The 26585-nt window shown below is 41.6% G+C and carries 27 protein-coding genes; 6 read left to right on the top strand and 21 right to left on the bottom strand.

What is annotated here, in order from left to right; all coding sequences use genetic code 11:
• Nucleotides 1–196 precede the first annotated feature (196 nt).
• From CVD28_RS27990 to CVD28_RS28665, 3 genes are all read right to left on the bottom strand, one after another.
• Entirely contained in the window at nucleotides 197–343 is a 147-nt protein-coding gene (locus CVD28_RS27990; protein WP_180954082.1) for a hypothetical protein, read from the bottom strand.
• Nucleotides 344–550: 207 nt separating this feature from the next.
• A complete protein-coding gene (locus tag CVD28_RS08740) occupies nucleotides 551–832 on the bottom strand; it encodes a hypothetical protein (protein ID WP_101591996.1) in 282 nt (93 codons plus the stop codon).
• Between the two features lie 553 nt (nucleotides 833–1385).
• Entirely contained in the window at nucleotides 1386–1514 is a 129-nt protein-coding gene (locus CVD28_RS28665) for a hypothetical protein (protein ID WP_257985807.1), read from the bottom strand.
• Between the two features lie 197 nt (nucleotides 1515–1711).
• On the opposite strand from CVD28_RS28665, the gene CVD28_RS08735 reads away from it, so the two are divergent.
• From CVD28_RS08735 to CVD28_RS08725, 3 genes are all read left to right on the top strand, one after another.
• Nucleotides 1712–2608: a helix-turn-helix domain-containing protein gene (locus CVD28_RS08735; RefSeq protein WP_101591995.1), complete on the top strand. Its 897-nt coding sequence runs from the start codon at nucleotides 1712–1714 to the stop codon at nucleotides 2606–2608.
• A gap of 249 nt (nucleotides 2609–2857) precedes the next feature.
• Nucleotides 2858–4459, top strand: a complete 1602-nt coding sequence (locus CVD28_RS08730; protein ID WP_101591994.1) for an SWIM zinc finger family protein — start codon at nucleotides 2858–2860, stop codon at nucleotides 4457–4459.
• Nucleotides 4452–7454 (top strand): DEAD/DEAH box helicase, encoded by a 3003-nt coding sequence (locus CVD28_RS08725; RefSeq protein WP_101591993.1) that lies wholly within the window; start codon nucleotides 4452–4454, stop codon nucleotides 7452–7454. The genes CVD28_RS08730 and CVD28_RS08725 overlap by 8 nt, the downstream gene beginning before the upstream one ends.
• A gap of 113 nt (nucleotides 7455–7567) precedes the next feature.
• Here CVD28_RS08725 and CVD28_RS08720 read toward each other — a convergent pair whose 3' ends face one another.
• Nucleotides 7568–8005: a hypothetical protein gene (locus tag CVD28_RS08720; RefSeq protein ID WP_101591992.1), complete on the bottom strand. Its 438-nt coding sequence runs from the start codon at nucleotides 8003–8005 to the stop codon at nucleotides 7568–7570.
• 271 nt (nucleotides 8006–8276) lie between these two features.
• Here CVD28_RS08720 and CVD28_RS08715 point away from each other — a divergent pair, with 271 nt between their 5' ends.
• A complete protein-coding gene (locus tag CVD28_RS08715) occupies nucleotides 8277–8675 on the top strand; it encodes a helix-turn-helix domain-containing protein (protein ID WP_101591991.1) in 399 nt (132 codons plus the stop codon).
• Between the two features lie 220 nt (nucleotides 8676–8895).
• On the opposite strand, the gene CVD28_RS08710 is transcribed toward CVD28_RS08715, so the two are convergent.
• Both CVD28_RS08710 and CVD28_RS08705 read right to left on the bottom strand, forming a co-directional pair.
• Nucleotides 8896–9459, bottom strand: coding sequence for a peptidoglycan-binding domain-containing protein (locus CVD28_RS08710; RefSeq protein WP_180954081.1), 564 nt, complete (start codon nucleotides 9457–9459; stop codon nucleotides 8896–8898).
• 331 nt (nucleotides 9460–9790) lie between these two features.
• Nucleotides 9791–10168: a restriction endonuclease gene (locus tag CVD28_RS08705; protein WP_257985806.1), complete on the bottom strand. Its 378-nt coding sequence runs from the start codon at nucleotides 10166–10168 to the stop codon at nucleotides 9791–9793.
• 556 nt (nucleotides 10169–10724) lie between these two features.
• Between CVD28_RS08705 and CVD28_RS08700 the strand changes: the two genes are divergently transcribed.
• The gene (locus CVD28_RS08700) at nucleotides 10725–11717 is read left to right on the top strand and encodes a DUF4003 family protein (RefSeq protein WP_101591988.1); all 993 of its coding nucleotides are present in this window, start codon (nucleotides 10725–10727) and stop codon (nucleotides 11715–11717) included.
• Between the two features lie 580 nt (nucleotides 11718–12297).
• On the opposite strand, the gene CVD28_RS08695 is transcribed toward CVD28_RS08700, so the two are convergent.
• From CVD28_RS08695 to ssb, 7 genes are all read right to left on the bottom strand, one after another.
• The gene (locus tag CVD28_RS08695) at nucleotides 12298–13200 is read right to left on the bottom strand and encodes an ABC transporter permease (protein ID WP_101591987.1); all 903 of its coding nucleotides are present in this window, start codon (nucleotides 13198–13200) and stop codon (nucleotides 12298–12300) included.
• 12 nt (nucleotides 13201–13212) lie between these two features.
• On the bottom strand, nucleotides 13213–14217 hold the full coding sequence (locus CVD28_RS08690) for an ABC transporter permease (protein ID WP_101591986.1): 1005 nt from the start codon (nucleotides 14215–14217) through the stop codon (nucleotides 13213–13215).
• Between the two features lie 120 nt (nucleotides 14218–14337).
• Nucleotides 14338–15972 carry an ABC transporter substrate-binding protein gene (locus CVD28_RS08685; RefSeq protein WP_101591985.1) on the bottom strand — a complete coding sequence of 545 codons (1635 nt, stop codon included), beginning with the start codon at nucleotides 15970–15972 and terminating at the stop codon, nucleotides 14338–14340.
• A gap of 140 nt (nucleotides 15973–16112) precedes the next feature.
• Nucleotides 16113–17081 carry an ABC transporter ATP-binding protein gene (locus CVD28_RS08680; RefSeq protein WP_101591984.1) on the bottom strand — a complete coding sequence of 323 codons (969 nt, stop codon included), beginning with the start codon at nucleotides 17079–17081 and terminating at the stop codon, nucleotides 16113–16115.
• Nucleotides 17062–18069: an ABC transporter ATP-binding protein gene (locus tag CVD28_RS08675; RefSeq protein ID WP_374702514.1), complete on the bottom strand. Its 1008-nt coding sequence runs from the start codon at nucleotides 18067–18069 to the stop codon at nucleotides 17062–17064. Before CVD28_RS08675 ends, CVD28_RS08680 begins: the two co-directional genes overlap by 20 nt.
• A 466-nt stretch (nucleotides 18070–18535) precedes the next feature.
• Nucleotides 18536–18817: a hypothetical protein gene (locus CVD28_RS08670; protein ID WP_101591982.1), complete on the bottom strand. Its 282-nt coding sequence runs from the start codon at nucleotides 18815–18817 to the stop codon at nucleotides 18536–18538.
• Between the two features lie 78 nt (nucleotides 18818–18895).
• Nucleotides 18896–19246 carry a single-stranded DNA-binding protein gene (ssb, locus tag CVD28_RS08665; protein ID WP_101591981.1) on the bottom strand — a complete coding sequence of 117 codons (351 nt, stop codon included), beginning with the start codon at nucleotides 19244–19246 and terminating at the stop codon, nucleotides 18896–18898.
• Between the two features lie 334 nt (nucleotides 19247–19580).
• Here ssb and CVD28_RS08660 point away from each other — a divergent pair, with 334 nt between their 5' ends.
• Entirely contained in the window at nucleotides 19581–20021 is a 441-nt protein-coding gene (locus CVD28_RS08660) for a YwpF family protein (protein ID WP_101591980.1), read from the top strand.
• A gap of 173 nt (nucleotides 20022–20194) precedes the next feature.
• Here CVD28_RS08660 and CVD28_RS08655 read toward each other — a convergent pair whose 3' ends face one another.
• The 8 genes from CVD28_RS08655 to spoIIID form a co-directional block, all read right to left on the bottom strand.
• Nucleotides 20195–20572 carry a hypothetical protein gene (locus CVD28_RS08655; protein WP_101591979.1) on the bottom strand — a complete coding sequence of 126 codons (378 nt, stop codon included), beginning with the start codon at nucleotides 20570–20572 and terminating at the stop codon, nucleotides 20195–20197.
• Nucleotides 20573–20805: 233 nt separating this feature from the next.
• Nucleotides 20806–21162, bottom strand: a complete 357-nt coding sequence (locus CVD28_RS08650) for a hypothetical protein (RefSeq protein ID WP_101591978.1) — start codon at nucleotides 21160–21162, stop codon at nucleotides 20806–20808.
• Nucleotides 21163–21484: 322 nt separating this feature from the next.
• Complete coding sequence (gene fabZ, locus CVD28_RS08645) at nucleotides 21485–21922, bottom strand: 3-hydroxyacyl-ACP dehydratase FabZ (protein WP_101591977.1); 438 nt, start codon at nucleotides 21920–21922, stop codon at nucleotides 21485–21487.
• 225 nt (nucleotides 21923–22147) lie between these two features.
• Nucleotides 22148–22423, bottom strand: a complete 276-nt coding sequence (locus CVD28_RS08640; RefSeq protein ID WP_101591976.1) for a DNA-directed RNA polymerase subunit beta — start codon at nucleotides 22421–22423, stop codon at nucleotides 22148–22150.
• Nucleotides 22424–22443: 20 nt separating this feature from the next.
• Nucleotides 22444–23286: a flagellar hook-basal body protein gene (locus CVD28_RS08635; RefSeq protein WP_101591975.1), complete on the bottom strand. Its 843-nt coding sequence runs from the start codon at nucleotides 23284–23286 to the stop codon at nucleotides 22444–22446.
• A gap of 45 nt (nucleotides 23287–23331) precedes the next feature.
• Nucleotides 23332–24171 (bottom strand): flagellar hook-basal body protein, encoded by an 840-nt coding sequence (locus tag CVD28_RS08630; RefSeq protein WP_101591974.1) that lies wholly within the window; start codon nucleotides 24169–24171, stop codon nucleotides 23332–23334.
• A gap of 249 nt (nucleotides 24172–24420) precedes the next feature.
• Complete coding sequence (locus tag CVD28_RS08625; protein ID WP_101591973.1) at nucleotides 24421–25422, bottom strand: rod shape-determining protein; 1002 nt, start codon at nucleotides 25420–25422, stop codon at nucleotides 24421–24423.
• A gap of 537 nt (nucleotides 25423–25959) precedes the next feature.
• A complete protein-coding gene (gene spoIIID, locus CVD28_RS08620) occupies nucleotides 25960–26232 on the bottom strand; it encodes a sporulation transcriptional regulator SpoIIID (protein WP_101591972.1) in 273 nt (90 codons plus the stop codon).
• Nucleotides 26233–26585 lie beyond the last annotated feature (353 nt).

Genomic DNA, 26585 nt, shown 5'->3' with positions numbered 1-26585 from the left:
AAAATCGCTCATTTTTCATTAAAATCAGGCAAATTCAGTGATTTTTCCCACAAAACCTAATACACTTCTATAAAAATATAACTGTAGGAATATTTTATGGGAATTTCCTCCAGAAAAGCAGCTAATAGGAATAAGCTTCATCCTTTTTACATCAAACAAAAAACCCACGGACTTCAAATCGTTTCCGCAGGTGTTTTTAACGCAGGTTTGCTTTTTTAAGTTTATTCAGGATCTCGTTATATTTTTGTCTCGGAGTCGCTTCTGTGCTTCTGTCTTCCGTTTGTGGTTTTTTTACTTGTTCCTGCTGCTGTACCCGATTTAGTTTTAATGTCTCTAGTCTCAAGCTGCTGTCGCTCCTTTGCAGTACATTATGTGATTCAGAGATGGAAAATTCTTTTCCAAAACATACTGTCCTTATTAACTTTTATACTAATACCCGGGTTTTTCAGCATATAAACATTTTTTATTAAATAACAAAATTAATCTCCTAATTGCAAATAGATAGGCAATGGAGCGCCTGTCTTCTGTATGGATTTATCAAGTATGAAAATTACATTATACATTTTTTAATGCCTATTGCGCTGAGGAAGTGCTCGATCCGTTTCATGGATTCTTTTTCAAATTCTTCAACGATGGAGAATTCCTTCAGGTAGGCTACTTTTTCCCGGTTTCCGTTCGTTCCTTCCTCCCGGGTCTCCCTCAGCTTCTCTTCATAGGTGTATATGACCGCTTCACCAATCTTTCGGGCTTCCCGGTCAAAATAAAAGGAAAAGACAATGGTACATTCTTCATCAAAAAAGGAGGGATGGACTTTCATAGAAATATCGACCAACAGATGCACCTCTTTCCTATTATTTTATATAAATAATACCAAAATATAGGAAAAGGTGAATTACCTCATTTTTCGTTAAAAACTTCGAATATCGCCGTTTTCCCCATTAAATCTGTTGCTTATATGAAAAAATATAACTTTAGGAATATGCCTACAAGAATATTATCGAATTTGATTATAAGTTTATATTCCCCACCCAATTTGTGTAAAAATCAAATCCTAAAATTGAAGTCACTGTTAACGAAGCTAAACGATCGGACGTCCTAAGTTCATATTCATGTTAAAATAAATAGTTTCCTTAATAATCGGCGCTGGTCCGCCCCTTTTCTAAGAAAACTTTCAAGAGTCTTAACTCCCAGCCTCTGCATGGAAATAAACATTAATAGTTACAGATGCAAACACAATAAAGGCGGTGTGAGCGAAGCTAAACCATACAACTTCCTGCGAGATTAATTGATTTTTTTACCTCAAACAATTAGCTCCGCCTCTTTTCCAAAGAAAAAACACCCCTATAAAAGAGGTGTGAAATGGGTATAGAAAGATAGAATTTTACTTACAGCATTGGCGGAAGTTCTGTGAGCATTGGCGGTAATTCGGCTGCACTTACCGTACTTGAACCGACCGCTACAAAACCTGCTACCAAAACAAGAGCAAATAATACACCAACTAACTTCTTTTTCATAGGAAATTCCTCCTTTTTTATTAAAGAAATGTTGATTTAATAGAAATAAATTCTATAGTTATATTTAACCATATATAATAAATTAGCATTTATCCGTTCATAACCGTTTTTATATACAAAATGACATGTTTTTTTTATATTTCGCTGCATTTATTAGAAAAATATAACTTTAGGAATATTATGAAGGGGACAAGCCTATGGATTTTTCATTAATAGGACAAAAGATAAAAGAGCTCCGGAAACAGATGAGACTTTCACAGGGAGAGCTCGCTGAGGGAATCTGTACCCAGGCACAGATCAGCAAAATTGAAAAAGGGGATGTCTTTCCCTTGGCTACCACACTTTATCTTATTTCCCAGCGGCTCGGTGTAGACGTGAACTACTTTTTTGATATAGGTATGACACCAAGATTGGATTATATTCAAGAGGTAGAAAATCAGCTTAAAATAGCAAGGCACAAAATGGACTTTGATACTATCAGGCAAATTATTAAGTCGGAAGAGAAAAATCCGCTTTTTACACAAAATAAGAAAAACTCTCAATTATTGCTCTGGCATAAAGGTATATACGAATATTTTAAAAATAAGGATTTGATAAGAGCCCTTGACCTTATTGAACAAGCCATCGCACTAACGAAGTCATCTGAAAAAGTTTATTCCGAGAGAGAACTCGATATAATGGTCAGCAAAGCGGTATTTTATGTGGAAGAGAAGCTTTACAATGAAGCCTACTCTACTTATAAAAGTGCTTTGAATTATCTGGAGAATTTCCCTTATTTGACTGACAACACAATAAAGCTGCGGTTAATTTATAATTTTTCCCGATTGCTGACAAGACTTAACCAATATGATGAATCGATCTCCTACTGCAATGAGGCTATTAAGTGGTGCATTGAACAGGATCTACTGTTCTCTCTTGGTGAGCTTCACTATCATATAGGCTATAATTACGAATTAAAAAGAGATTATGCATCCGCGACCGTATATTTGACCAAATCACTTCAAGTGTTCGAGCTTCAGGGCGATGACCGGTTCATTCCTTTCATTAAAAAAAAGCTAAAGGAATGGAGCACGGAAAATAAGATATCCAGTTAACAGGCCTTACTGTCCATAGTATGGCCTGTTAACTTATCCGGGTTATTTCCCCTCCTAAAACAAAACGCAGCAGCCCATTCAATTTACCCCTTAAAATGCGGTATAATGATAAGATAGCCTAACGGGAGTGAGATGTGTCTACTGGCCATCATCCCAAAGGCACAACTTTTTCGTTATTGGCAGGGATATTTCTGCCTTTGAATATATAAAAATGCTTTGAGCGCGGTCATCCGCCAGGGAGGTATGAATGTGATTAGTGAGTTGACGTTTTTTGGTGAGCAGCTTGCAAAAGAGCTGAATCCGAAAGCCGGAGAGCAGGTGGCTGCCGTCCAGCGCGGGGTAATGCTTTACCGGCAGGAGCTGGTATATGAGAAGACGGAAACTCCAGATTTTGTAAGAGCTACTGTACAGGATGTTACCCCTGTTAAGGTGGAACTGGATTTAACATTCCCGTTAAATAGCAGCTGTACATGCAATCGCATCAGTTTTTGCCGCCATAAGCTGGCTGTTTTCTTTTCTGCCTATGCGGCAGTTGGGAGCGTTAGTGAATGGGTGCAGAATTGGAAGGAACAGCAGCAAGGGCAAACAAACCGAAACCCATTGCAGCTTCAGCGGGCACGCGATCTACTGAACCGGACGAAAAAGCAGCCTTTAGTTAAAAGCTATAAAGCCTGGATCCAGTTTATTGATGAGACCTTTACGGAAAATATAACAGCCAATAAAGAGCTTCCATCCTATGCGCTGCCGGAAAAATGGCGGACTTACACACAGCGGCTCAGGGCAGAGGCGCCGATTGAACGGGAATGGAAGGTATTGTACGACTTTATTACCAGCTTCCGTACTTTTCTTCTATTAGCTGATTTATTAGAAGAATCCCGTAAAAGCCCTGCTGCTTTCCGCTATTTTCATTCTCTTATCACTGATCTCACCGATGATCTTCACAGTATCATCCAGCAATTAAGCAGACAGGCGCGCCCCTTTGCCTTTGATGATTTTTTCGAAGGCATTAAGGGAGACACCCATCGCTTATTGAGTGTCAGTTCTATACTGGAATATGAAAGTACGGATCTGTACAGGGCCATCTGGGGTTCTCTTTTAAAAAATCCAAAATGGCGCAAGGACGAATTGGCAAGCCTGGAAGACACTATCGAGAGAGAATCACAGGCACTGACCGTACAGATTGCCTATATCCATTTACTATTATTAAATAATCGGAGCAGCGAACTGCCCAGAATGCTGCAGGAACTGGGGGCTGAGGCCTGTCCATACCTATTTTACTGGATCAAGCTTGAAACGGACTCCGATGTTCGCGCCGTTCCATTCATCGAGTTTCTGGTGCAGCATATCCGGCCATTTTTGCAGCAGCTTGGGAATTATTATGAATGCACCGATTTTGTACGGACTTTTTCCGGCCCGGTCAATGCCTTTTGCCTGAAAAATAACCGTAACGACCTGCTGGAGAAATTTTACCGGGAGGCCCTTCCCTACAGCTATTGGAGCTATGCGACATACCTTTTTGAAGAAGAGCAATATAAAAAGTGGGTTGATCTCCATGTGTATGCCGGCATTAGCCTGGATTCAATCGGTACAGAAGCTGTAAAAGTGATTACGGCAGCGAATCCCGAACTGGTACTTCCGCTGTATTTCCATGCTGTTGAGCAGCAAATCGGCTTAAAGAACCGCTCAGCCTATAGACAGGCGGTCCGGTATTTGAAAAAAATGCGGACGGTGTATAAAAAGCTTAAACAGGAAGAGTTTTTTACTGATTATGTCGGCGACCTTGCCGAATCAACAAAAAGGCTGCGCGCATTCCAAGAAGAATTGCAAAGGGGTAAGCTGATTCATGCTTAACACAGGGAAAATACACATTCAAACGTCACCAATCGGCAATGGGAAATATGCCCTTTCTGCGGTAGATGAAGATAATCGATATTTAAATCCATCCCAGATCCAGCGGCTTCTTTTTACATGGGATAGTGTCAGCCATTTCGGCACAAAGGTGGAAATAGGTTCTATCGGGAATAACGAGGTAATCCTTGTCGACGGCTGGGGACTGCTTAATCTGTTTGCAAAGGAAGGGTTTAATTCGTTTATTGAGTGGGATTGGTGCGATCTCTCTTCCCTTTGTCTTTCAGCTGCACCTGTTTTAGCCGAAGCAATCGAGAGCGGCATCCCAGTACCTGACTTCCACTCCCTTGAGCAGGAACGAATCGGCTGGAGGCTCCCCGAACAGGTGGAAGAGGAATTTGACGAGTCCTTTTGGAATGAATCCGTCGTTCCGGACAGTCCGGCAGCTCCTGAAAATTCGGTGACGGTAAAATCATTTGTCGAAGAATGGTATAACGATGCTGTTTCCATATATCTTGAAAAACATTCGCCGGTCAAGGAACGGTGGCGGCAGGCAGTTCGGGCCTTAAAGGAAACCCGGCTTTCTGCAAATGATTTACATGCCTTTTTTAATGAGGAAAGCTGGAAGAATTGGCTCGGCCTTCAAGAGGATACAAAGCCGTTTACTGCGGGGCTGCGTCTGACTGAGCCCTTTGATGGAGAAGGACCGTGGAAGCTGGAAATTACACTGCGCTCCAAAAAGGATGATCTGCTTCTTGAAACCTACCCACCTGCCAAATGGCCGCGCGGGTGGAAAAAGTACATCCCTGATATTGAAAATGAAACAAAGCGCTGGTTTTCCATTATTCCATGGCTAGAGGAAAAAGGTTCGTTAAAACAGGAGCTGACTGAATTCGAGGCCTGGGAGTTCTTAACCGATGCCAGCGAAAAGCTGATGTTCCTTGGCGCCGAGATTCTGCTGCCATCCTGGTGGATGACATTGAAGGAATCATCACTGAAGGTGAAAGCAAAGGTAAAAAACCAGTCCTCCCGCGGACCTTCCTATGTCGGGCTGCAGGCGATAATGGATTTCGACTGGCGTTTTTCCATGAATGGCAAGGAGCTCACTGAGCAGGAATTCCAGGCGCTTGTTAATGAAAAAAGACGGCTGATTTACATTCGCGGCCAGTGGGTGAAGCTCGACCCTGCTTTTATCCGGCAGATACAGGATATGGTCAAAACGGCAAACCAGAAGGGAATTCACCTGAACGAACTGCTTCAGCAGGAGCTTCTCGACTTTCCTGAGGATGGCGAGGGTGAGGATGAAGAAAACGCGGATATGATGCGGATCCAGTTTGAACTGAACCAGGATTTGAAAAGGCTGGTCAACAGCCTGCGCGAGACGAGAAATATTCCGCTTGTGGAACCTCCTGCTGATTTGCAGGGAGATCTCCGCCCATACCAAAAGCTGGGCATGAGCTGGCTGCTGTTCCTGCGCGAGCATGGCTTTGGTGCCTGTTTAGCAGATGACATGGGTCTAGGCAAAACGGTACAGATGATTGCTTATCTGCTTCATGTAAAAGCGAACGAGACTTCGGAATCGGGCTTTGAAAGCCATGAGGTTTCCCAGAAGCTGCCAAGCTCGCATGCGATCATTGAGGATGAAAGCAGTGAGGATTTCGAGGATACTGCGGAGGTTATTCAAAACGGAATGGATGAAACCAGCCTTCCCGGAGAGCAACCGAAAATCGAAACAAACGCCTCCCTTATTGTCTGTCCCACCTCCGTGCTGGGAAACTGGCAAAAGGAGCTTGAGCGGTTCGCCCCGAATCTTAAGGTAGTTTTGCATTATGGGTCAAACCGTCCAAAGGGAGACGCATTCGCTGCAGGTCTGGCTGGCTGCGACGTTCTTCTTACTTCCTATGGCCTGTCCCATATGGATTTTGATGAGCTTTCTTCCATGCGATGGAACAGCATTATTCTTGATGAGGCCCAGAATATTAAGAATCCGGGAACGAAACAGTCCCGTGCAGTTCGAAAGCTGGAAGGCAGGCACCAAATCGCTCTCACAGGAACTCCTATGGAAAACCGGCTAAACGAATTGTGGGCGATTTTTGATTTTATTAATAAGGGATACCTTGGAACACTAGGACAATTCCAGGAAAAATATGTGGCCACGATTGAACGTGAGCAGCAGACAGGGAAAATTAAAGAGCTGCAGCGGCTCATCCAGCCATTCCTGCTGCGCCGGACAAAAAAGGATAAAGAAGTCGCCTTAAATCTGCCTGATAAGCAGGAACAGAAGGAATTTGTACCGCTTACCACAGAGCAGGCCTCCCTGTATGAACAGCTTATCCGCGATACCTTCGCTGAGCTTGAACAGCTATCTGCCTTTGAACGGAAAGGCCAGATTTTGACGATGCTCAATAAGCTGAAGCAGCTGTGCAATCATCCGGCTCTGTACCTAAAAGAAGAAGAGCATAGGAATGCGTCTTCTAAACGCTCCGGAAAGCTTGAGAAGCTGACCGAGCTTGTGGACGCTGTGCATGACCAAAATGAAAGCTGCCTGATTTTTACCCAGTATATTGGAATGGGCGAAATGATTAAGGAATTGCTCGAAACAAGGTATGGCATTGAAGCACCATTCCTAAACGGCAGCATGGGAAAAAAGCAGCGTGATGACCTGATCGAACGCTTCCAGAACGGAGACTTCCCATTCTTCATACTATCGCTCAAAGCTGGCGGCACCGGATTAAACCTGACCGCTGCCAACCATGTAATCCACTATGACCGCTGGTGGAATCCAGCAGTTGAAAATCAGGCAACAGACAGGGCCTACCGCATCGGCCAAAAGCGCTTTGTCCATGTGCATAAGCTAATCTGCACCGGTACGCTTGAAGAAAAAATTGATGCCATGCTGGATAAAAAACAATCTCTAAATGACGAAATCATCTCCAGTGAAAACTGGATTACCGAGCTTTCAACAGAAGAGCTGAAGGACTTGGTTGCGCTTCATTAAGCGGTGTCTTGGCCAAATTGAAAGTTTGACTGAATTATACTCTTGAATGAAAATGTATGGATGGCATCTGCCTGCCACCCGTATTGAGACATGTTATTCTCATATTCAAAAAGCTAGAGGCCGCTTTCCCTAAGCGGTCTTTTTGCTATGGCTGTTACTCTGGATGCGGCAGGAGGATGACTGAAAAAGGATAATACCCCATTGTGTTTTATCATGATATATTCGAGAGCACGGTACAGATTTGATGGGTTGTCATGGCTATATTCTGTTTTTTCCTCGGATATGAGGATTTTGTCTGCTACAGTTTCAAATTTTATCTGTATGTTATTCATTCCAGGGTGATGAATGCTGATTGTGGATATATCTTTCATGGGGTATAAGCGGTATTGTTCTGCACTAAGGCTCTTGGCGGATTGAGGTCTAACCTGCTGAAGGGCATCAAAGAATGTAGCAGGAATAAATGCTGAACCGCTGTTTGTGGAAACCGCCTCGTGTACAATGAGATATCGCTCTTCATTTTTTGTTTTTTTGGCTGCATAAGATTTGCCCATAAATTCCTCCTTAAAGTATTTTGAAAAATTTCCAATTACAGTATATTTTTTACTTTATGTTACAAAATCCTGTTTTCTTTTTAAAATTTTTGGCGAATTTTGATTCCTGTAAGCAAATTGTAAAAAGTGAAAAATTGGTGGGATAAGCTTTCGTTCGCTTTTTGTTCTTACTTGGAACATATTAATTTGTTCGATATTGTAGCCACTTCGCTTTTTTTCCTTTGACAGATGTACCTTTGATAGTAAGAAAATATCTAAGCGGGGATAAGGTATGGGACTATCTGAAAAGCTAAGAGCGCTGCGAAAAGAACGGGAATGGAAGCAGCGGTACGTTGCAGGCAAAATGAATCTGAGCCGCTCCACGATCAGCAAGTTCGAAACCGGCAAACAAATTCCCGAAGTTGAAGTTCTGCTGCGATTTGCAGAGCTTTTCCATGTTGACCCTGATTATTTGATTAGCGAACTGACCGGCATGAATATAAGCAACGAAAAAAGAACCCCTTATATATTCAACAAAGCTTCCGAAAACGATCACATTATCTTAGAAATGGTAAAAACCAACCCGCGTCTGCATAAACTCCTGCTTCAGCTCGACCAGTTTCCGGTGAAAGAACAGCAAAAAGCAATTGAAATGCTGGAAATCTTTCTAAAGGGACTTAATAAACGGTAATTTTGATACTTCTAATCAGTGCGGCATTTGGATGCCGCACTATTTGCTATGTTTGGCTCTGCTCTGGTAATGGCTCTTGCTGACTAAGATTTTTCATGAAAACTGCTCACTTTTTAGAAGGACTCTCCTTTTCAGTACTCGGCAAGGCCCAGATGTTTTCAAATGAAAAAGGCCCTTCTCATTCGAGAGGGGCTAATCTTGTTGTTTTGATAGAAAATAATTAATCATGTAATACCTTATCCAGTAAGTTTCTCGTGCTTTCATCAAAAACACCAGTATCTTTTACATCAGGATATCGTTTTTGAAACTTTAAAACAGCTGCCTTTGTTGCAGGTCCATAAACACCATCTACAGAAATACGTATTCCTACTTTATTCAACCCTTTTTGTAAGGTTCTGACTGCTTCTCCGCGACTACCCTGTTTCAGTACCATGTTTGCAAAACCAAATGAATTTACCTTCTTTGAAAGTTCTGCATGCGTGCTTTTATCGTAAATGCCAGTGTCTTTGAGACTCTTATACTGTTTTTGAAATTTCAGAACTGCACTTTTGGTTTTTGATCCGTACACACCGTCGACAGTTAATCCTGCTTTAAGTTCTTGGTTTAAAGCTCTTTGAAGAATCTTTACAATTTCCCCGCGGGCACCCACTTTAAGAATTCCTGATTGTGGCATCTGAAAAATAGAATAATCCAGTGATGCTTGTGCGCTACTCCCGGAAGGTACACTCATTAATAATGCTGAAGCAGTTAATAGCGAAGCAGTTACCTTTTTCCATTTTTTCAACAAAATCATCCCCTTTTTATTAATTCATAAATATAACGGGAGATGGGACTAAATTGTTACAAATTAATGAGTCAACAAAAAGTCCTTCTCAATTGAGATGGGCTTAATTTACTCGATTTAATAAACAAAAGAAGGAATCCTAAGCAAGCCTGCTTTTGTATAGTTTCTGAATTTCACCCGGCATTTAATCTTAGGCTTGATATGAATGAACTTCTTATCTTCCTCAACGATAAGGTCCCGATACTGAGTATAAAACTGCCCCTGGCTTTCTCCGTCACTATAAAAATAAAACCTGAATGAATATTAATTCAGGTCTCAGACTGTAGCAACTTTATGTTTTTGACTCTCTATGGTTATTATCTTGTTCTTTTTTTGCTCGTTTAGCTTTTAAACTCCATTTAATTAACTGGTCACGATCATATAGTTTAAGATTGTTAGAGCTGGCAAATTTCAGGGCTTTTTTAGTATAGCCTCCATTAGTTATCATCCAACATTCTGAAGCATCAATGGTCTGCCATTCTTTTAAAGTTTTCTGGACAAGCCTAATCCCCACACTATTCTTGTGACTTTTAACTTTAACAATAATTTGTTTTCCTTCGATTGACGTCAATGAAAAGCTTAGATTATGTTTATTTGCCGTTTCAGTTACTTTATAACCCAATTGAACAAGTAAGCTGGATGTATAGTTCTCCAGTTCCTTGTCTGTCATTTTCAGTGTTTTCCATATTTCTGATTCTGACTGCATTTTCAAGTTTCGACTAAGCCATATTAATCCGTAGATGGAGTAGCAACACAACTCGAGCATAAAAGTCATAAAAGCAGTTTCGAAATTTTTAGTTTTTATCAATATAAACAAAGGCACAAGCAAAATAACTACCCAAAGCAGATTATGCAATCGAATGCTCAATCATCTCCACATCCCTTTAATCCTTTTTTAGCTCATAGAGTATTATTACTATATGTCCCAGTATCTGTCTTTTGTTCACTATTAATAAATTATATATCATTATTTTATAAAACTAATAACAACAAAGTTTGAAAACCGCCTAAAAATAAAAGAGAACCAACGGCTCTCTCTTATTTATGATACCTATATTAATAAAATTGTCGTTTTCTCCATTGCAAGTTACTTTTACAATTTCACCTTCGCTTCCTGAATAGCCATGTTCCCGCCGGATTTTCATGTTCGAATACCTGAGCTTAAATGAAACCTTTCTCCTCTTGCTCCGTAATAATATTAAATGGATAAAGAAGGAAGTGGTTGTATGATATCTGAAGCTTTGCAGCATAAGTTAGAAGACTATAAAAGTATTTATGCTCAACTGAAGGAGAATCTGAAATGGAAGGTTGGCGATCGGCGGACGCTGATGATGGTGGCTTCCATGTATGTTGTAAAAAGCCGCCCTTTTGATTTTAATAGGTTTCTTGAATTAAGCAATTATATTAAAGATAATGTTGGCTTTTTCTCCAATTTGAAGACATATCAGCGCTATACGACTGCTGCTACTCTGGATGTCCGCTTTGAACAGCCTCAGGAGAAATTCCAGGAATTTATAACCGTTTATGAAAAAATGGTTGCCAGCGGTTTTAGCAGAGGCCCATTCACTTATATCGCTGCGCTGGTGATGGTTTCTAGTGATCAGCCTGTTAGTGATTATGAAAAGAGAATTGAAAAGAGCTTAAGAATTTACAAGGGAATGAAGGAAAAGCATTACTTTCTGACAACTGCCAGTGATTATCCCCTTGCTGTCCTGCTGGCTGTACGTGATGAAGAGCCTGAGCAGCTGATACACCATATGGAAGGATTTTATGAACAGCTAAGCATCAATGGCTTCTGGAAAGGAAATTACCTGCAGTTTCTCAGCCATATTCTTACTCTTGAAAAGGAAACCGACCCAAAGGTTTTAATTGATCGCTGTTTAAGATTGGCAGATTCATTCAGGGAAAGCGGAATAAAAACAAAGCAGATATATTATCCCCAGATTGGAATGCTCGCCATGCTTAAAGATGGCGAGAGTGAAGTAAAAACAATCCGGCTGGTGGCGGAACAGCTTAATTCAGACCGGCTTTTTAAATGGCATAAGGATATAAATTTTATGATGACGGTCAATTGCCTTATGAGCAATCGGGTTCAGGATACAACAGTGATTGAAACAGGAATGTATTCCATAATTGAAGCCATTATCCAGGCACAGGAAGCAGCAATGGTTGCTGCAATAGCTGGCGCTACAGCTGCCTCCGGTGGCGGGGATGGTTAATAGTTTACTGGCAGCGCCCAAGATAGGGCGCTATTTTTGTTATGAAGAGGTACACTTGGCAGCGCCTCCGTTTCGGTTTTTATAAGAGCAACCTGGCAGCGTTGGATCAAAAGACTGGACCGCACGCCGGTTTTTTATTCACTCACGGGGGTATATTAAAGAGGTTTTGTATTCTTCCGTAAAATTTGGGCCGCTTAAGAAGTAAAAGCCCAAAGTTATATTACTTTTTTGCCATTGATTAAACATCTGAAAGGGTAAAGGGGGTTTTTTTAGCATAATAATAGATAAATAATGAGATGGTTCCCAATTCCAAAGGCATAATACCCATACCCGTAACCCTAAAATATTAAAATTTCGGTAGCTGCTGGAATTTATCGTTCAACTTACAAAAAATATCGATCAACTTTCAAAATTTATCGTTCAAGTTTCAAAATTTATCCTTCAACTCCGGAAATTTATCAATCAACTTTGAGAAAATATCGATTTCTCGACAAATTATGATAAACACCCACCCAAGATACATACAATATATACTGTTAAACATAGAAAAAGGCTGCCTCAGCAGCCTGTCCATAAACTATTAATTTTTCATCCGCGGGTCTAGTGCGTCCCGAAGTCCATCACCCATTAGATTGAAGCCTAAAACGGTGAGCATGATGGCAAGGCCAGGGAACAGAACGGTCCATGGGGCCTCCAAAATAAATATTCGGGAGTCTGAAAGCATTTTGCCCCACTCTGGGGTTGGCGGCTGAGCACCCAATCCGAGGAAACCAAGTGCAGCACATTCGATAATGGCTGTGGCAATTGCCAATGTCCCTTGTACAATGATTGGCGCCATACTGTTCGGCAGGATATGCTGAGTCAGTATTCTAAAATCGGTCATACCGATTGCCTTGGCCGCAGTAATATATTCTTCTTCTTTTACAGTTAGCACTCTTGAGCGCAACAGCCTTCCGAAAGTTGGCACATTGATGATCGCAATGGCAATCAATGCATTCCGCAATGACGGGCCAAGAACGGACACGACCGCGATGGCCAGCAGGATGCTAGGAAACGCAAGGATAATGTCAAAAATACGCGATATGATTGTATCAATCCATTTTCCATAATAACCGGCTACAATTCCTAAAAATGACCCTATCACAACCGAGCCTGCTACAGAAAGGAAGCCAACCCATAAGGAAATTCGTGAACCATAGATGATTCGGCTAAGAATATCACGGCCAAACTCATCAGTTCCAAACCAATGCTCTCCCGATGGGGAAAGATGTTTATCTCCCAGCTTTACATCTGCATATTCATATGGAGCAATCAAATCTGCAAATATGGCCAGCAGGATAAAAAATGAAACGATAGAAAGACCCGCGATGGCGAGCTTATTTTTTTTGAAGCTTTTCCATGCTTCTTTCCAGGGAGAAACTGCTTTTTCCTCCACCGCTTGAGGAGGAAGCATTGGAGGAGTTTTACTTGCTAGTTCTGCCATGCCTGATCCCTCCTACTTATATTTAATTCTTGGATCGATTGCTGCGTACAGTAAGTCTACAGCCAGGTTAATCAGCACAAAAATCGTAGCAATCACGAGGATGCCTGATTGGATAACCGGATAATCACGGTAGCTGATAGCGTCATAAATATAGGTTCCGATTCCTGGCCAGCCGAAGATTGTTTCAGTGAGGATCGCCCCGCCCAAAAGCAAACCGGTTTGAAGACCGATAACTGTAATAACAGGAATCATTGCATTTTTTAACGAGTGCTTATATACAACCCAGAACATCTTCATTCCTTTTGCACGTGCTGTCCGGATGTAGTCCGAGCGCATAACTTCGAGCATGGAAGAACGTGTCATACGTGCAATAATGGCCATCGGTATTGTGCCAAGTGCGATGCCGGGCAGAATGAGATGGCGGATTACTTCGATAAATTGGTCGAACCTTCCGTTCAGGAGAGTATCTATCAAGTATAGGTTGGTAATGGCCTCAACCGGATCCCGGATATTGTCACGGCCAGTTGTAGGCAGTAAATCCCACTGAATGGACACAATATATTGTTCCATAAGACCGAGCCAAAAAATAGGCATGGATACCCCGATGAGAGCCAGTACCATTGCCGTATAGTCAAACCAGGAATTTTGAAACCAAGCTGAAATGATCCCTGCATTCACACCAATTATGATTGCGATGATCATCGCTACCAAGGATAGCTCAATTGTCGCGGCCAGGTATGGCCATATTTCTTCGCTGATCGGCGTTTTGGTTTTTAATGAATCTCCGAGATCGCCCTGAAAAATCCCTCCCAGGTACTCCAGAAATTGAGTATGCCATGGCCTGTCCAGCCCGAGTTCTTTATTTAATGCTGCTATTGAACTCTTGGTTGCCTGCTGGCCTAAAATAAGCTGTGCTGGATCACCCGGTATAGCCCGAATCATAAAGAAAACGATAAAGGCCATGCCAAGAAGCACCGGAATTAATGAGGATAATCTTCTCAAGGTGTATGATAACATGTCTGTCACCTCTTTCTATAAACAAAGGATGATTGCGTTACTGCGAAACTTTTCAAATATGTATGGTGTTTGTCAAAAAAAGAGGGAGCATGCAAAATTCCATACTCCCCTTTTTGCAATTTATTTGCTTACAGAAACGTCAATGAATGACTGAGATCCTGTTGGGTGCGGCACAAAGCCTTGAACCTTGCTAGAACCGGCAAGCAATGGTGTTGAGTGCGCGAGCGGTACCCATGGAGCGTCTTCAAAGATAATTTCCTGTGCTTTTTTATACAGATCATTACGCTTAGTTTCATCTGCAATGGATTGTGCTTCAATTAACAGCTTATGGACTTCTTCATTTCCGTAGCGGGCATAGTTGTTTGACCCGATTGTGTCCTTATCCAGCAAAGTGTAAAGGAAGTTGTCGGCATCCCCATTATCGCCATTCCAGCCCATCATGAACATGGAGGCTTCGCCTGCACGGAGTTTGTCAATATACGTACCCCATTCAAATGTTACAATGTTCGCGTCAATGTTCGCTTTCTTGAAGTCAGCTTGAAGTGCTTCTGCAACCTTCTGGCCATTTGGCATATATGGACGGGCGATTGGCAATGCCCATAGATCCAGCTTAAATCCTTTTTCCAGTCCAGCCTGTTTTAGCAATTCCTTAGCTTTTTCCACATCATATTCGCGGTCCTGAATGCTGTCGTTGTAACCGCTGACAGAAGGAGGCATTGGGTTTGTTGCAGATTCTGCCGTGCCTTCATAAAAATTCTTAATGATTTCTTCTTTATTAATCAGATGGCTGATCGCCTGGCGGACTTCTTTTTTGTTAAAAGGCTCTTTTTCAACATTAAAGCCAAGGTACGCTGTGTTTAAAGAAGGGCGCTCATATAATGCTAGGTTCTTATCAGCCTCAACCTTAGACATGTCGCTAGGGTTTAGTCCATCGATCACGTCAAGCTCACCTTTAATTAAAGCGTTCAAACGGGCAGAGTTGTCCTTGATTACTTTAAACTTAACTCCAGCCAGTTTCGGAAGGCCTTTTTGCCAGTATTCGTCATTGCGCTCTAATTCAATAACATCGTTCGGCTTCCAGGAAACAAATTTAAATGGTCCTGTACCGACAGGATTTTTCGCAAGACTGTCTTCGCCTTTTTCAAACGCAGTTGGACTTGCAATGGCAAATGGACTCATTCCAAGGTTTTTCAGGAATGGAGCCTGCGGGCGGTTTAGTGTGAATTCAACCGTCTTTTCGTCAATTGCCTTTACTTCTTTGATTACATGCCCTTCGTCACCTTCAAAGCCGCCAAACATGGAAGGATAGTAAGCAAATTTTGCTTCATCCTTGCTTTTTGCCCAGCGCTGGAAGTTCTTTACTACAGCTTCGGCATTAAAGTCTGTACCGTCGTGGAATTTTATTCCTTCTTTCAGATGGAACGTAAACTTTGTTGCATCCGGAGAAACGTCCCACTTTTCTGCTAATCCAGGCTGTACATCCGTATTGTCTTTTCCAAACTCAACAAGGTTCTCATAGATTGAGTCGGTTACATTATAGGATTCCCCTTCAGTTGTCATAGCCGGATCAAGCGAATCTGAATCTCCGCCGCGTCCATAAATTAAAACATAATCTGAATCTTCTCCCTTGCCAGCACTGCTGCTGTTGCCGCTGTCTTTCTCTTTTCCATTTGACGACGAGGATGATGAACATCCGCTTAAAGCCAGAGAAAGAGCAAGAACACAAGCAAAAATTACCCATAAACTCTTCTTCACGTTATTTCCCCCAGTTTTATAATATTTTGCCTCTTTAGGCCGACATCCGGCGTCTTCTTATCGAATCAGCCTCATCCGGCAGAGGAACTTCTCAAGTGCGGCAAAGCAATTGATCAAGCCCCCCTTATATGTACGCGCTGTTATTCATATAAATAACAAGCTGCGTAGTGGCCAGGCTCAACTTCCTTCAATACCGGCTTCATGCTGCTGCAAACGTCCACTGCCTTTGGACATCTGGTATGGAACGGGCAGCCTTTTGGCGGGTTGGATGGGCTCGGTACATCGCCCTGAAGGATGATTCTTTCCTTTTTGTGTTCAACGTCCGCAACCGGCACTGCTGATAAAAGGGCCTGGGTGTAAGGGTGTTTAGGACTTTCATAAAGTTTTTCACTGTCTGTAAGCTCTACTATATTCCCTAAATACATAACGCCAACTCTGTCGCTTATATGACGGACAACCCCAAGGTCATGGGCAATAAATAAATAGGTTAAGTTGAATTCCTTTTGTAAATCCTGAAGCAGATTCAATACCTGTGACTGGATCGAAACATCCAGCGCGGAAACAGGTTCATCTGCGATAATCAGTTTCGGGTTCACGGCCAGAGCCCTTGCAATTCCAATCCGCTGTCTTTGTCCGCCGCTGAATTGATGCGGGTACCGTTTTGCGTGGTAGCTGCTTAATCCAACTACTTCAAGTAATTCCTGGACGCGCTTCTTCCTTTCGGCATTATCCTTCATGCCATGGACAATAAGGGGCTCCTCCAGAATCTTTTCGACTGTGTGCCTTGGATTTAGCGACGCGAATGGGTCCTGGAAAACCATTTGCATTTCCCGGCGCATCCTCCGCATCTCACCAGAAGAAAGTTCAAGAATGTCTTTTCCTTCAAAATAGACTTTTCCTTCACTCGGCTCCAGCAGACGGAGAAGCATTCTGCCTGTTGTGGATTTGCCGCATCCGCTCTCACCTACCAGCCCTAGTGTTTCCCCTTGATTTATATGAAAAGAAACACCGTCGACCGCTTTTACTTCGCCAATCTGTTTACCAAGCACTCCGCCCTTTATAGGAAAATGCTTTTTCAGGTTTTCTACTTTAACTAATGGCTGAGTCATTCTCCCCTGCTCCTTTCACATCTTCGTACAGCCAACAGCGTACCTGCTGCCCATTTTCAAAAGGCGTGAGAGAAGGAGTTTCCGAAAGACAGCGTGCCATTGCATGTGAGCATCGTGGAGCAAAATGGCACCCAAGCTGAATTGTCCCCGGCTTTGGAACATTGCCCGGTATGGAATATAACCGTTCCTTTTTCACTCTCATATCTGGTACTGACTGAATTAACCCAACTGTGTAAGGATGCTTTGGATTCCGGAAAATGGATTGCACATCGCCTTCCTCTACAATTTTGCCGGCATACATAACAACAACCCGCTGACACATTTCCGCGACCACTCCAAGATCGTGGGTAATCAGCATGATGGCAGTATCTGTTTCCTTATTAAGCTTTTTCATCAGCTCCAATATCTGCGCCTGAATGGTTACATCAAGCGCCGTGGTCGGTTCATCCGCTATTAACAGCTTTGGCTCACAGATCATAGCCATGGCGATCATGACCCGCTGCCTCATTCCTCCAGAAAGCTGGTGGGGATATTCCTTTACCAATTCCTCTGCCCTTGCCAGTCCTACCTGCTTGAGCATTTCAATCGCCCTGGACAGTGCAGTCCGCTTATTCCAGTTTCTATGTATCCGTAAAGCTTCCGTCAGCTGTTCTCCAATTGTAAAAACGGGATTTAGGCTGGTCATCGGTTCCTGAAAAATCATCGCGATTTCATTGCCGCGTATTTTCCTCATCTTTGATTCGGAGGCTCGTGCAAGGTTATCTCCATTGAATAAAATTTCCCCTTCAACCTTGCCGGCCGGGGAAGGAACGAGGCCCATTAAAGAAAGCGAGGTAACACTTTTCCCGCAGCCTGATTCACCTACAATTCCTAAAACTTCTCCGGGTTTTATATGAAAATCAATTGAATTTACAACCGGTATCTCACCTTCGTCTGTAAGGAAAGATGTTCGCAGTCCTTTTACATCTATGACTGGATGGCTCACAATCCTCACCCCTTTCACCATCTAGTACAACTTTATTGAATTATCACATTTGCGCAATAATTTTACAATACTAAATTCGTAAAATTTTTAAATAATTTATTATATTTACATAGTTAAAGCGTTAATGGATTAAAGAAAAAACTGGATATTTAAGTGGGTAAAATAAAAGACTGAAATAGTTCTATGGTTTTGAGAGCAAGAAATATGATAGATAAAAATACCTAAAAATAAAAAAAGCTGCTTTAACAGCAGCCAAAAAATGAGGGAGTTAGAGGGTACACCTTTTTTGTCTAGGAGAATAAACAGAGGTTTCGGGTATTGCGGGGGTCTATTGGATTAAGGATTCGAAAATTCCGTTTTCGTCATTCACTCTTCTTTACTAACCAAGTAAATGAGCAAAAAAAGATTTTCCTGTTTAACATGCTATAGTGCAATAGATTTTTATTTCTGCTTAAATCATTTTTACGGATTAAATCTCGACAGATTTTTTATGAATTCCGTTCATAACAAATTGTTTCCTTGGAAGTGGGCGTGCAGGTTTGATAGGCAAGGATCTGGTGTATTGGTCGAGGGCTTGGTGCTTTCTATATAGAGCCTGTACCTGTATTTCCAGGCTGGAAATAGCAGAAGCAAACTCTGATACGCGAATTTCGCTGTTTTCGGATTGAATGTTTGCTTTGGCAATAAAACGGATCATATCCGAGACTATCAGTTCGATTCTAGTAAAATCAGTTTGCCTGCCTGACTCCATCTGAACCTGCCTTTTACAGGAGCAACTACATTTGCAAGATTGTTCTTGTCTATTTTCTGCCATCCTCTCACCTCGTTCTTACACTTCGATCGCAGTGCTTCGTTCCTTGTGCTTGCTGTCTAGAAAACGGACACTTTCCGCCACCACTTCAGTAACATATACTTTTTTCCCCTCCTGGTTTTCATAATTCCTTGTCTTGATTCGGCCTGTTATGCCTACAATCGACCCTTTTTGACAATACTGCGTCGTATTTTCGGCTGTTTTTTTCCAGAGAGTGCATTGAACAAAATCCGCTTCGAATTCTCCTCCTGCATTCCGGAAATTGCGATTTACTGCGAGAGTAACGTTTGATACTGCTTTCCCCTCCGGAGTATAGCGAATTTCGGGATCTTTCGTCAGACGGCCTACTAATGTAACTTGATTTATCAAGTTTTCATCTCCTTTCGATAACTTGTTATCATCATACCTATTAGGCTGCCGGTAAGTAAAATCGCTAAAATGATGTTTTGGGAAGCAGAAAAAGGTCTAAATATGACGTTTAGTGCACCTAAACTTCAAGTTTCGACTTTGGGGAAGTTTAATAACAAAGTTTTGTATACATTTAAAAAAATTAACAGATTTTTTTCGACAATTTAACTATTCAGAAACATAAATTTTTGGCAGGAAAAACATGTATGTTATAATGGCAGGAAAGAATGGCTAAGATCGGAAAAGCGGGAAATTGGCTAAGGTTTTTCGGAATAAGATGGAATGGAGGGATTTGGTGAAAACTTTTAAACTTGTTTCACTGCAGCTGTTTAACGACAAGCAGGAAATAGTGGATGTGGAATTAACCGACGGATTAATTATAAATAAAGAAGATGATGACAACACCTGGCTGATTGAGGCCCTTTTGCAGGAAAAGGAATACAAGGTTATTGAAAATACAGTCTCAGATAAACAAAATGTAGAACTTCGAGTTGTTATTACGAAAAAAGAAAACGATCCGGCCGCCTTCCAGACTATTCTTCATTCCGTAAAAAACGTAGAGGATCTCTATAGCGTCCTTTTTGAGGGACATCTTAAACGAACGAAGCGGGATTATGCCGAACTGCTGCTTCAGGACCTTGTACATAATGGAATGAGCGGCAAAGATTTAGTCACGGAGTTTAAAGAAAAAATACGCTCTCGACCGAAGCTTTCCGGGGATAAAGTAAAGAAATAAAACACTTTGAATATAAGCGAAAACCTTGTCATTCTTGACAAGGTTTTTTTATATGAAATATTTTTATCCAAATATCAAGCATCTATATTAATTTGTTGAAAGATCTGAGCATATTGCCTGCATAAGGCGTCATTGCTATTAATGGGAAATATTTTTATCGTAATTGATAAGAATTATAATCGGTTCGCTTTATCAATAACATACCGGGCTTCTGCCCTGCATGAATAAGGAATGTCCTTACCTAGCTTCACTTCGATTGCTTCAATTTCATTAATTTGTTCTTGTGTTGGTTTTTCACTTAAAATTTTATTGATTGTTTCATTTATCTTCGAAGCCAATTCTTCATGAAATAAAGGATTCCCCTTGATTTCAGTATCTACTTTATTATACCAAGACGCATGGTTCGTAATATATTCCTGCCATTCCGCAACAAAAGCTTCCAAACTAAACCGGCTTTCTTCCCAATTTATTCCAACCATATATTGCTCAAAAACTGTAGAAATCGAACGAGTGATACTTATTTTAACTCCTGATGAAAGATCTTTAAACATGTTTCAATTGTACCTCCTGAGTAAATAGGTCTTTGCTCCTTATAAAATAGTAACATAAAACGATATGTAAAAATAGAATAATAATAACTAGGACGCATAAGCAACATAGGTATACAAGGCTTTAACGCATTATAAAAATTTATAGAATAATATCGAAATATAGATGTTTAGTTAGATTTAAAAAGGGGCTGATCAGCTCACAGCCCCTTTTTCCATTTAAAGAAAGAAAATTCTTACTTACCATTGTCTTTATCATCGGCATCCTCTAGAATACCTTCTCCTGGTACTTCATCGCCACCTGTTGGATCTAAAGGATCCTTTTCACCCTGATTATCCGTATCTAGTCCATTATTGTCATTGCGGTTGTTTCCATTATTATCGTCAAGCATGCCATCGTCGTTGTTATTGTTGTTTTCATTGCCGTTGTTATCATCCAGCACACCATTGTCCTGGTCGTTATTATCTTCAATCTCGTTGTTTTCAATATTGTTATTGTCATCAGGAGGCGGGTTATTGTCTGTGCCACAGCCTGCCAAAAGCATTGCTGACAGAAAAGAACCTCCGATTAAGGCAAGAAGTTTTTTCTTCATCGCGGTTAACCTCCCTTCTTTATGTAATTAGACCTTATTAATGGTCACTTGTATTGTGCCCAAGTGAATGAGATCTTTGCAGTTCTATTGAATAATTTCTGCCATGCAAAAAGACCAGGCATACTCAGCCTGATCTTTAATAGGGGGAAATACCCGTTGATGGCTTACCAAACCATTTAATCCCAGGATTTATCTAAAAATCGCTGCTTATGAATAGGTTTTACCCTGGTTATAAGATTAATAAACGGAATGGAAATAATTGGTCATATGACACACCTTTAATTGGAACTATATCCATTAGTTAAGTCCTGCAAACGAAAACTTATTGGGCCTTATCCATCAAAGCAAACATGACCTCGGCTTCACAGGCGACCTCTCCATCGACTGTAGCCACCGCTTTTCCTTTGCCGATTTGTCCTTTAAAACGAACCAATTCTACCTCCAGGCGCAGCTGATCCCCAGGGAAAACCTGCTTTTTCCATCGGCATTTATCCACTCCGGCAAACAATCCGATCTTTCCGCGGTTTTCTTCTTTAATCAATACCGCTGTTGCCCCAACCTGTGCAAGCGCCTCAAGAATTAATACCCCAGGCATAACTGGGAAGTCTGGAAAATGTCCATTGAAAAACTCTTCATTGGCTGTCACGTTTTTTATGCCAACCGCCCTTACTCCCTCTTCAATTTCAATAATTTTATCCACAAGTAAAAAGGGGTAACGGTGCGGGATAATTTCTTTAATTTGTGTAATATTGAGTTCCATATAATAATCTCCTTTACGTGCCGTTGGAAGAAGTACTGTATCTGATTTATCCTGTTATGCAGTCAATAACCGGGCACTTTTTTTCCCATCATATCATGGTCAGTCTGTGCTTTTCCATTGCAAACGAAAAGATCCTCCTATGATCGGACATGATACGGAGCAGTCAAACCTGCAACAAACCGAATAAACCCCTGCCAGATAAGTGGCAGGGGTTATTCTTATTCTTTATGTTTCTTTATTAACGAGTTCAACAATATGCTCCCACGTACTCTTCTTAAATACATCAGCTGGCTTTCCATCGCCAAATACGCTATAGCCGACTACTGCACCTGCGGCAAGCGAAATAGCGATTAGGAACACCACAATAATCAGACGAAGCCATATCGGAATCAGCCGGACTCTAATCCATCGTTTTTCTGCCGGCTTTTCCGCTGGCCTGTCTTCCTCACTTTGTTTAGCTATTATCTTATATTCATTTCTTGTCAATTTCTTTTCAACCATGCTTATCTGCTATAGCTCCTTCATCGAATTCCATTTACTAAGCTTAGCATTTGATCTGCCAGCGTGATAGATCTTGCCTGGAATTGGTAATGTCGCTGCATACTCATCAGGTCTGTCATTTCTTTAGATAAGTCAACGTTTGACGTTTCAAGTGCCCGCTGCTGAAGGGAGATTTCGTCCCTTCCCCCGCCGGTTAAAGAAGTTAGTACATCTTCCTCCGTGACATTAAGTTCATCAAGATTTGCCGGCAGTCCTAAAAGATTTCCGCCGACCTGCTCAAGAAATTGAGGATTTTTCACTGAAACAATCCCTAATCCGAAGGTTTCTGCGCCACCATTATGGCTTGTTACGCGTAGTTCACCATTCTCCGAAAATGTAATTTCTTTAATATCTCCATTAACAGAGATCGGATTATCATATTCATCAAGAAGCGGGTGCCCATTCCCTGTCACTATCATCATTCTATCAGGATTTTGCGGATCTGGGCTCAAATAAAAAGCTCCATCTCTGGTAAAATTCACCGATTGTTCATTTTCACCCTGAACTTTAAAGAAAAGATCTTTCTTTTGCAGTGCTACATCAAGATCCCTGTCTGTTGTCTTTACACTTCCCTGGGTCAGCACGAGTTTCGCCTGGCTGATTTTTGCTCCTGTTCCCTGCCGGACTCCATTTGGCGTTAAACGCCCGATTTCCTTGTCTGCCCGCCCGAGGGTTTCAAACTGCTGAACAAGCAGATCATTGAAATAGGATTCTTTCCTCTTAAACCCATTTGTTTGAACATTTGAGATATTGTGGCCAATGATGTCCATTTTATACTGAAGCTGGGTCATTGTATTCGTAGCTATAATCATTGTCCTATTCATCGTTTTCCCCCTTTACAGGTCCCATCGGCTTAATTGTGCCATTTATTATCCGAGCCGCCCAATTTCATTCACTGCTTTTTCCATGCTTCGGTCATATGCCTGCAAGACCTTTTGATTGGCTTCAAAAGCGCGGTAAGCTGTCATCATATCAGTCATAGTCCGGGAGGCATCTACATTAGAAGCTTCAATATTACCCTGCTTAAATGCAAACCCAACGTTTCCGTCCGTATAAGCATTCGCCAATTCGGCGCCATTTTCGGTGCGGAACAAACCGTCCCCTTCCTTGATAAGACGGTACGGATCTTCAGAGTAGCCAATTCCGAGTCTGGCAGCAACCCGGCTGTCCTCCCTGATTGTCCCGTCCTCACCTACCGTAAAGTTTTCGCTGTTTAATTGAATCGGCTTATTTTGGTCGTCCAGAACATAATAACCCGCTGATGTTGTCAAAAACCCTTGTCCATCAAGCGTAAAGTTCCCGTTTCTGGTATAACGCGGCTCACCATTTCCGTTTGCCACTGCAAAGAATACTGTTCCGCTCAAACCGGTTTCCGGGTTTACAGGGATATTGCCGTTCAGTAAGGCAATATCTGTATTTCGATCCGTCTGCTGGATATCGCCCTGCAAAAACTTTGGCATAGCCTCCTGCATATAAACACCAGTGTTAAGACCGCCTACTAACGAATTCACCGGAAGTCTATACCCATTTTCCACCGGAATATCTGTCAGTCCCATCCGCTGAATCAGCATTTCAGGAAAGGCCCTCATGCTGGACTGGTCAGCCTTAAATCCCGGAGTATTGGCGTTTGCCAAATTATTTGTAAGCATTTCGGTGCGCCGCTGCTGCGAAAGCATACCCGATGCTGCTGTATAAAATCCTCTTAACATATTCTCACCCCAAAATAGAGATGTTTCTAATTGATAGCAAATCTTATTCAATCAAACTGTCATCCTATTATATCGGAAATTGGCAGCAGATTTAAATACTTGCGGGATAGTTTTCATTATTAATTCAAAGGAAAAGGGGCAATGTTAATAGAAAAGCGTAAGACACTGAACTTCAAAAGCTAAAAAGATGGGGCCTTGAGTCAATTATTACTTCTAATAATCATTGACTCGAGACCCCGTTTTTGTTCATTAGCTGAATTTACGTCTTGGCAGTTTGTCCATATTATCAAGCATAATGCCTGTCCCAATGGCCACACAGTCCATTGGATTTTCCGCTACCAATACAGGGACCTTTAGTTCCTCTGCCAGCAGCATATCCATTCCGTGAAGAAGCGCGCCGCCGCCTGTCAAAATGACACCGCGGTCAATAATATCAGCAGACAGCTCTGGCGGTGTGCGTTCAAGTACGCTCTTAGCCGCCTGAACGATAACAGCGACAGATTCCTTAAGCGCATCACCGATTTCTTCAGATCTAACAGTAATCGTTCTCGGCAAACCTGACACCATATCGCGGCCGCGAATTTCAATTTCCTCGTCCCGGGAGCCAGGGAAAACAGTTGCAACCTTAATTTTAATATCTTCGGAAGTACGTTCACCAATTAAAAGCTTGTATTTGCGCTTAATATAATTCAGGATTTCAGCATCAAACTTATCGCCCGCCATCTTGATAGATGATGAGGTAACGATATCACCCATTGAAAGCACAGCCACATCGGTCGTACCTCCTCCAATGTCGACAACCATGTTTCCGCTTGGCTGGAAGATATCCATCCCTGCACCAATTGCCGCTACCTTTGGCTCTTCTTCAAGATATACTTTTTTGCCTCCGCTTTTTTCCGCTGCCTCCTTAATTGCCTTTTGCTCAACACTCGTAATATTTGTTGGGCAGCAGATTAAAATGCGCGGCTTTGAAAGAAAGCCTTTAACATTCAGCTTGTTAATGAAGTGTTTAAGCATGGCCTCTGTAATATCAAAATCTGCGATAACGCCATCCTTTAAAGGCCTGATTGCCACTATGTTTCCAGGTGTACGGCCAACCATCCTTCTTGCTTCCTCACCAACAGCCAATACACGGTTTGTATTCTTATCAATTGCAACAACTGATGGCTCGTTTAACACTATTCCTTTTCCTTTGACATGAATCAGAACATTCGCTGTTCCGAGATCAATCCCAATGTCTCTTGCTAACATTTTCCCATTATCCTCCTTGCAATTAGAGAAGCTCAAGCTGACCCGATCGCTCTCATAGAGCTGCCAGGGTTCTATAAGCTTTTGATGATACAAAAAGCTTATGTACTGTTACTGTCCAGGTCTTATTACCCTTGGAGTTCCTGCAGATAAAAGCTTTCTGGCCGCTGAGCTAGATATCTATATATGTTGAAGAAGTTATACTTTCTTATTTGAGAAAAGCGCAAGCACTCTGACATAGAGACTCTATTCAAACGGCCTCATCCTGTAAGCAGATCCGGCTGCAATGCGCTTGACAATAATTAGAAACGAACTTCTGTCCTAATTGTTTATTTTACCATAATCCAATGGACTTACGTAAGAAGATTTGAAAATTAAGGAGAAATTTGTAAAATCTTGTTTTTATTTTTCACGGTATATACAAATTAAATTATTATAATGCAAAAACCCTGTCATTATTACTTCTCTGACAAGGTTTAGTCGTTTAACTGCATATGCAGCAAATAATTTTCTCCTGAAGTTTTCATTGTGAATATTTCCCTATTTAACTGTTTCCTCCTCTCTCTCTGTACGTTTATATTTCATTTTCGTTGCTTCTCCACCGCGCAAGTGACGAATAGATTTATGGTAATCAAGGATATCCTTCACTTCATTTGCCAGGTCTGGATTAATTTCCGGAAGTCTTTCAGTCAAATCCTTATGGACAGTACTTTTGGAGACACCAAACTCCTTCGCAATTACGCGAACCGTTTTCTTTGTTTCCACGATATACTTTCCTATCTTGATAGTTCTTTCTTTGATGTAATCGTGCACACCACTCGCCCTCCCCAAATTGGATGTGAGAAGTGTGAAATGAGATTCGCTTCCGCCTGATAAAATACCGCAACCCCAAACTCATAAAGTAATATATTCTCAACTATGTATACAAATAGTTATAAACGAGGACTCACCTCAGACATTCTCTTTGCTTGGTTTTTAACATTTTATTAGCTTGGATAAGGATATATGCACGATTTACTCAACTGGGACAAGGCGTTTCACATTTTTTCTAATAATTATCCATTTTGGGGGCGAAGGAATAAAGTCAATGTGGTCCTCTATACTAAAACAGCTCTGTTATTGACTATTTGCAGAGCTTGCAACTGATGACCCTAAAAACAATATGT

It is taken from the genome of Bacillus sp. M6-12, from assembly GCF_002860285.1.
Classification (GTDB): Bacteria; Bacillota; Bacilli; order Bacillales; family DSM-1321; genus Peribacillus.
The sequence above is the reverse complement of the archived record's forward strand: the minus strand, read 5'-3'. Positions and strand labels throughout refer to the sequence as shown.

Excerpts from the sequence above, each read along its gene's own strand:
- CVD28_RS08650 (WP_101591978.1), bottom strand. The coding sequence starts at position 21,162 with ATGAAGAAAAAACTTCTTGCCTTAATCGGAGGTTCTTTTCTGTCAGCA.
- CVD28_RS08720 (WP_101591992.1), bottom strand. The coding sequence starts at position 8,005 with ATGGGCAAATCTTATGCAGCCAAAAAAACAAAAAATGAAGAGCGATAT.
- CVD28_RS08690 (WP_101591986.1), bottom strand. The coding sequence starts at position 14,217 with ATGTTATCATACACCTTGAGAAGATTATCCTCATTAATTCCGGTGCTT.
- CVD28_RS08630 (WP_101591974.1), bottom strand. The coding sequence starts at position 24,171 with ATGTTAAGAGGATTTTATACAGCAGCATCGGGTATGCTTTCGCAGCAG.
- CVD28_RS08640 (WP_101591976.1), bottom strand. The coding sequence starts at position 22,423 with ATGGTTGAAAAGAAATTGACAAGAAATGAATATAAGATAATAGCTAAA.
- CVD28_RS08715 (WP_101591991.1), top strand. The coding sequence starts at position 8,277 with ATGGGACTATCTGAAAAGCTAAGAGCGCTGCGAAAAGAACGGGAATGG.
- fabZ (WP_101591977.1), bottom strand. The coding sequence starts at position 21,922 with ATGGAACTCAATATTACACAAATTAAAGAAATTATCCCGCACCGTTAC.
- CVD28_RS08635 (WP_101591975.1), bottom strand. The coding sequence starts at position 23,286 with ATGAATAGGACAATGATTATAGCTACGAATACAATGACCCAGCTTCAG.
- CVD28_RS08725 (WP_101591993.1), top strand. The coding sequence starts at position 4,452 with ATGCTTAACACAGGGAAAATACACATTCAAACGTCACCAATCGGCAAT.
- CVD28_RS08680 (WP_101591984.1), bottom strand. The coding sequence starts at position 17,081 with ATGACTCAGCCATTAGTTAAAGTAGAAAACCTGAAAAAGCATTTTCCT.
- CVD28_RS08625 (WP_101591973.1), bottom strand. The coding sequence starts at position 25,422 with ATGTTAGCAAGAGACATTGGGATTGATCTCGGAACAGCGAATGTTCTG.
- CVD28_RS08670 (WP_101591982.1), bottom strand. The coding sequence starts at position 18,817 with ATGGAGTCAGGCAGGCAAACTGATTTTACTAGAATCGAACTGATAGTC.
- CVD28_RS08705 (WP_257985806.1), bottom strand. The coding sequence starts at position 10,168 with ATGACAGACAAGGAACTGGAGAACTATACATCCAGCTTACTTGTTCAA.
- CVD28_RS08700 (WP_101591988.1), top strand. The coding sequence starts at position 10,725 with ATGATATCTGAAGCTTTGCAGCATAAGTTAGAAGACTATAAAAGTATT.
- CVD28_RS28665 (WP_257985807.1), bottom strand. The coding sequence starts at position 1,514 with ATGAAAAAGAAGTTAGTTGGTGTATTATTTGCTCTTGTTTTGGTAGCA.
- CVD28_RS08695 (WP_101591987.1), bottom strand. The coding sequence starts at position 13,200 with ATGGCAGAACTAGCAAGTAAAACTCCTCCAATGCTTCCTCCTCAAGCG.
- CVD28_RS08655 (WP_101591979.1), bottom strand. The coding sequence starts at position 20,572 with ATGTTTAAAGATCTTTCATCAGGAGTTAAAATAAGTATCACTCGTTCG.
- CVD28_RS08735 (WP_101591995.1), top strand. The coding sequence starts at position 1,712 with ATGGATTTTTCATTAATAGGACAAAAGATAAAAGAGCTCCGGAAACAG.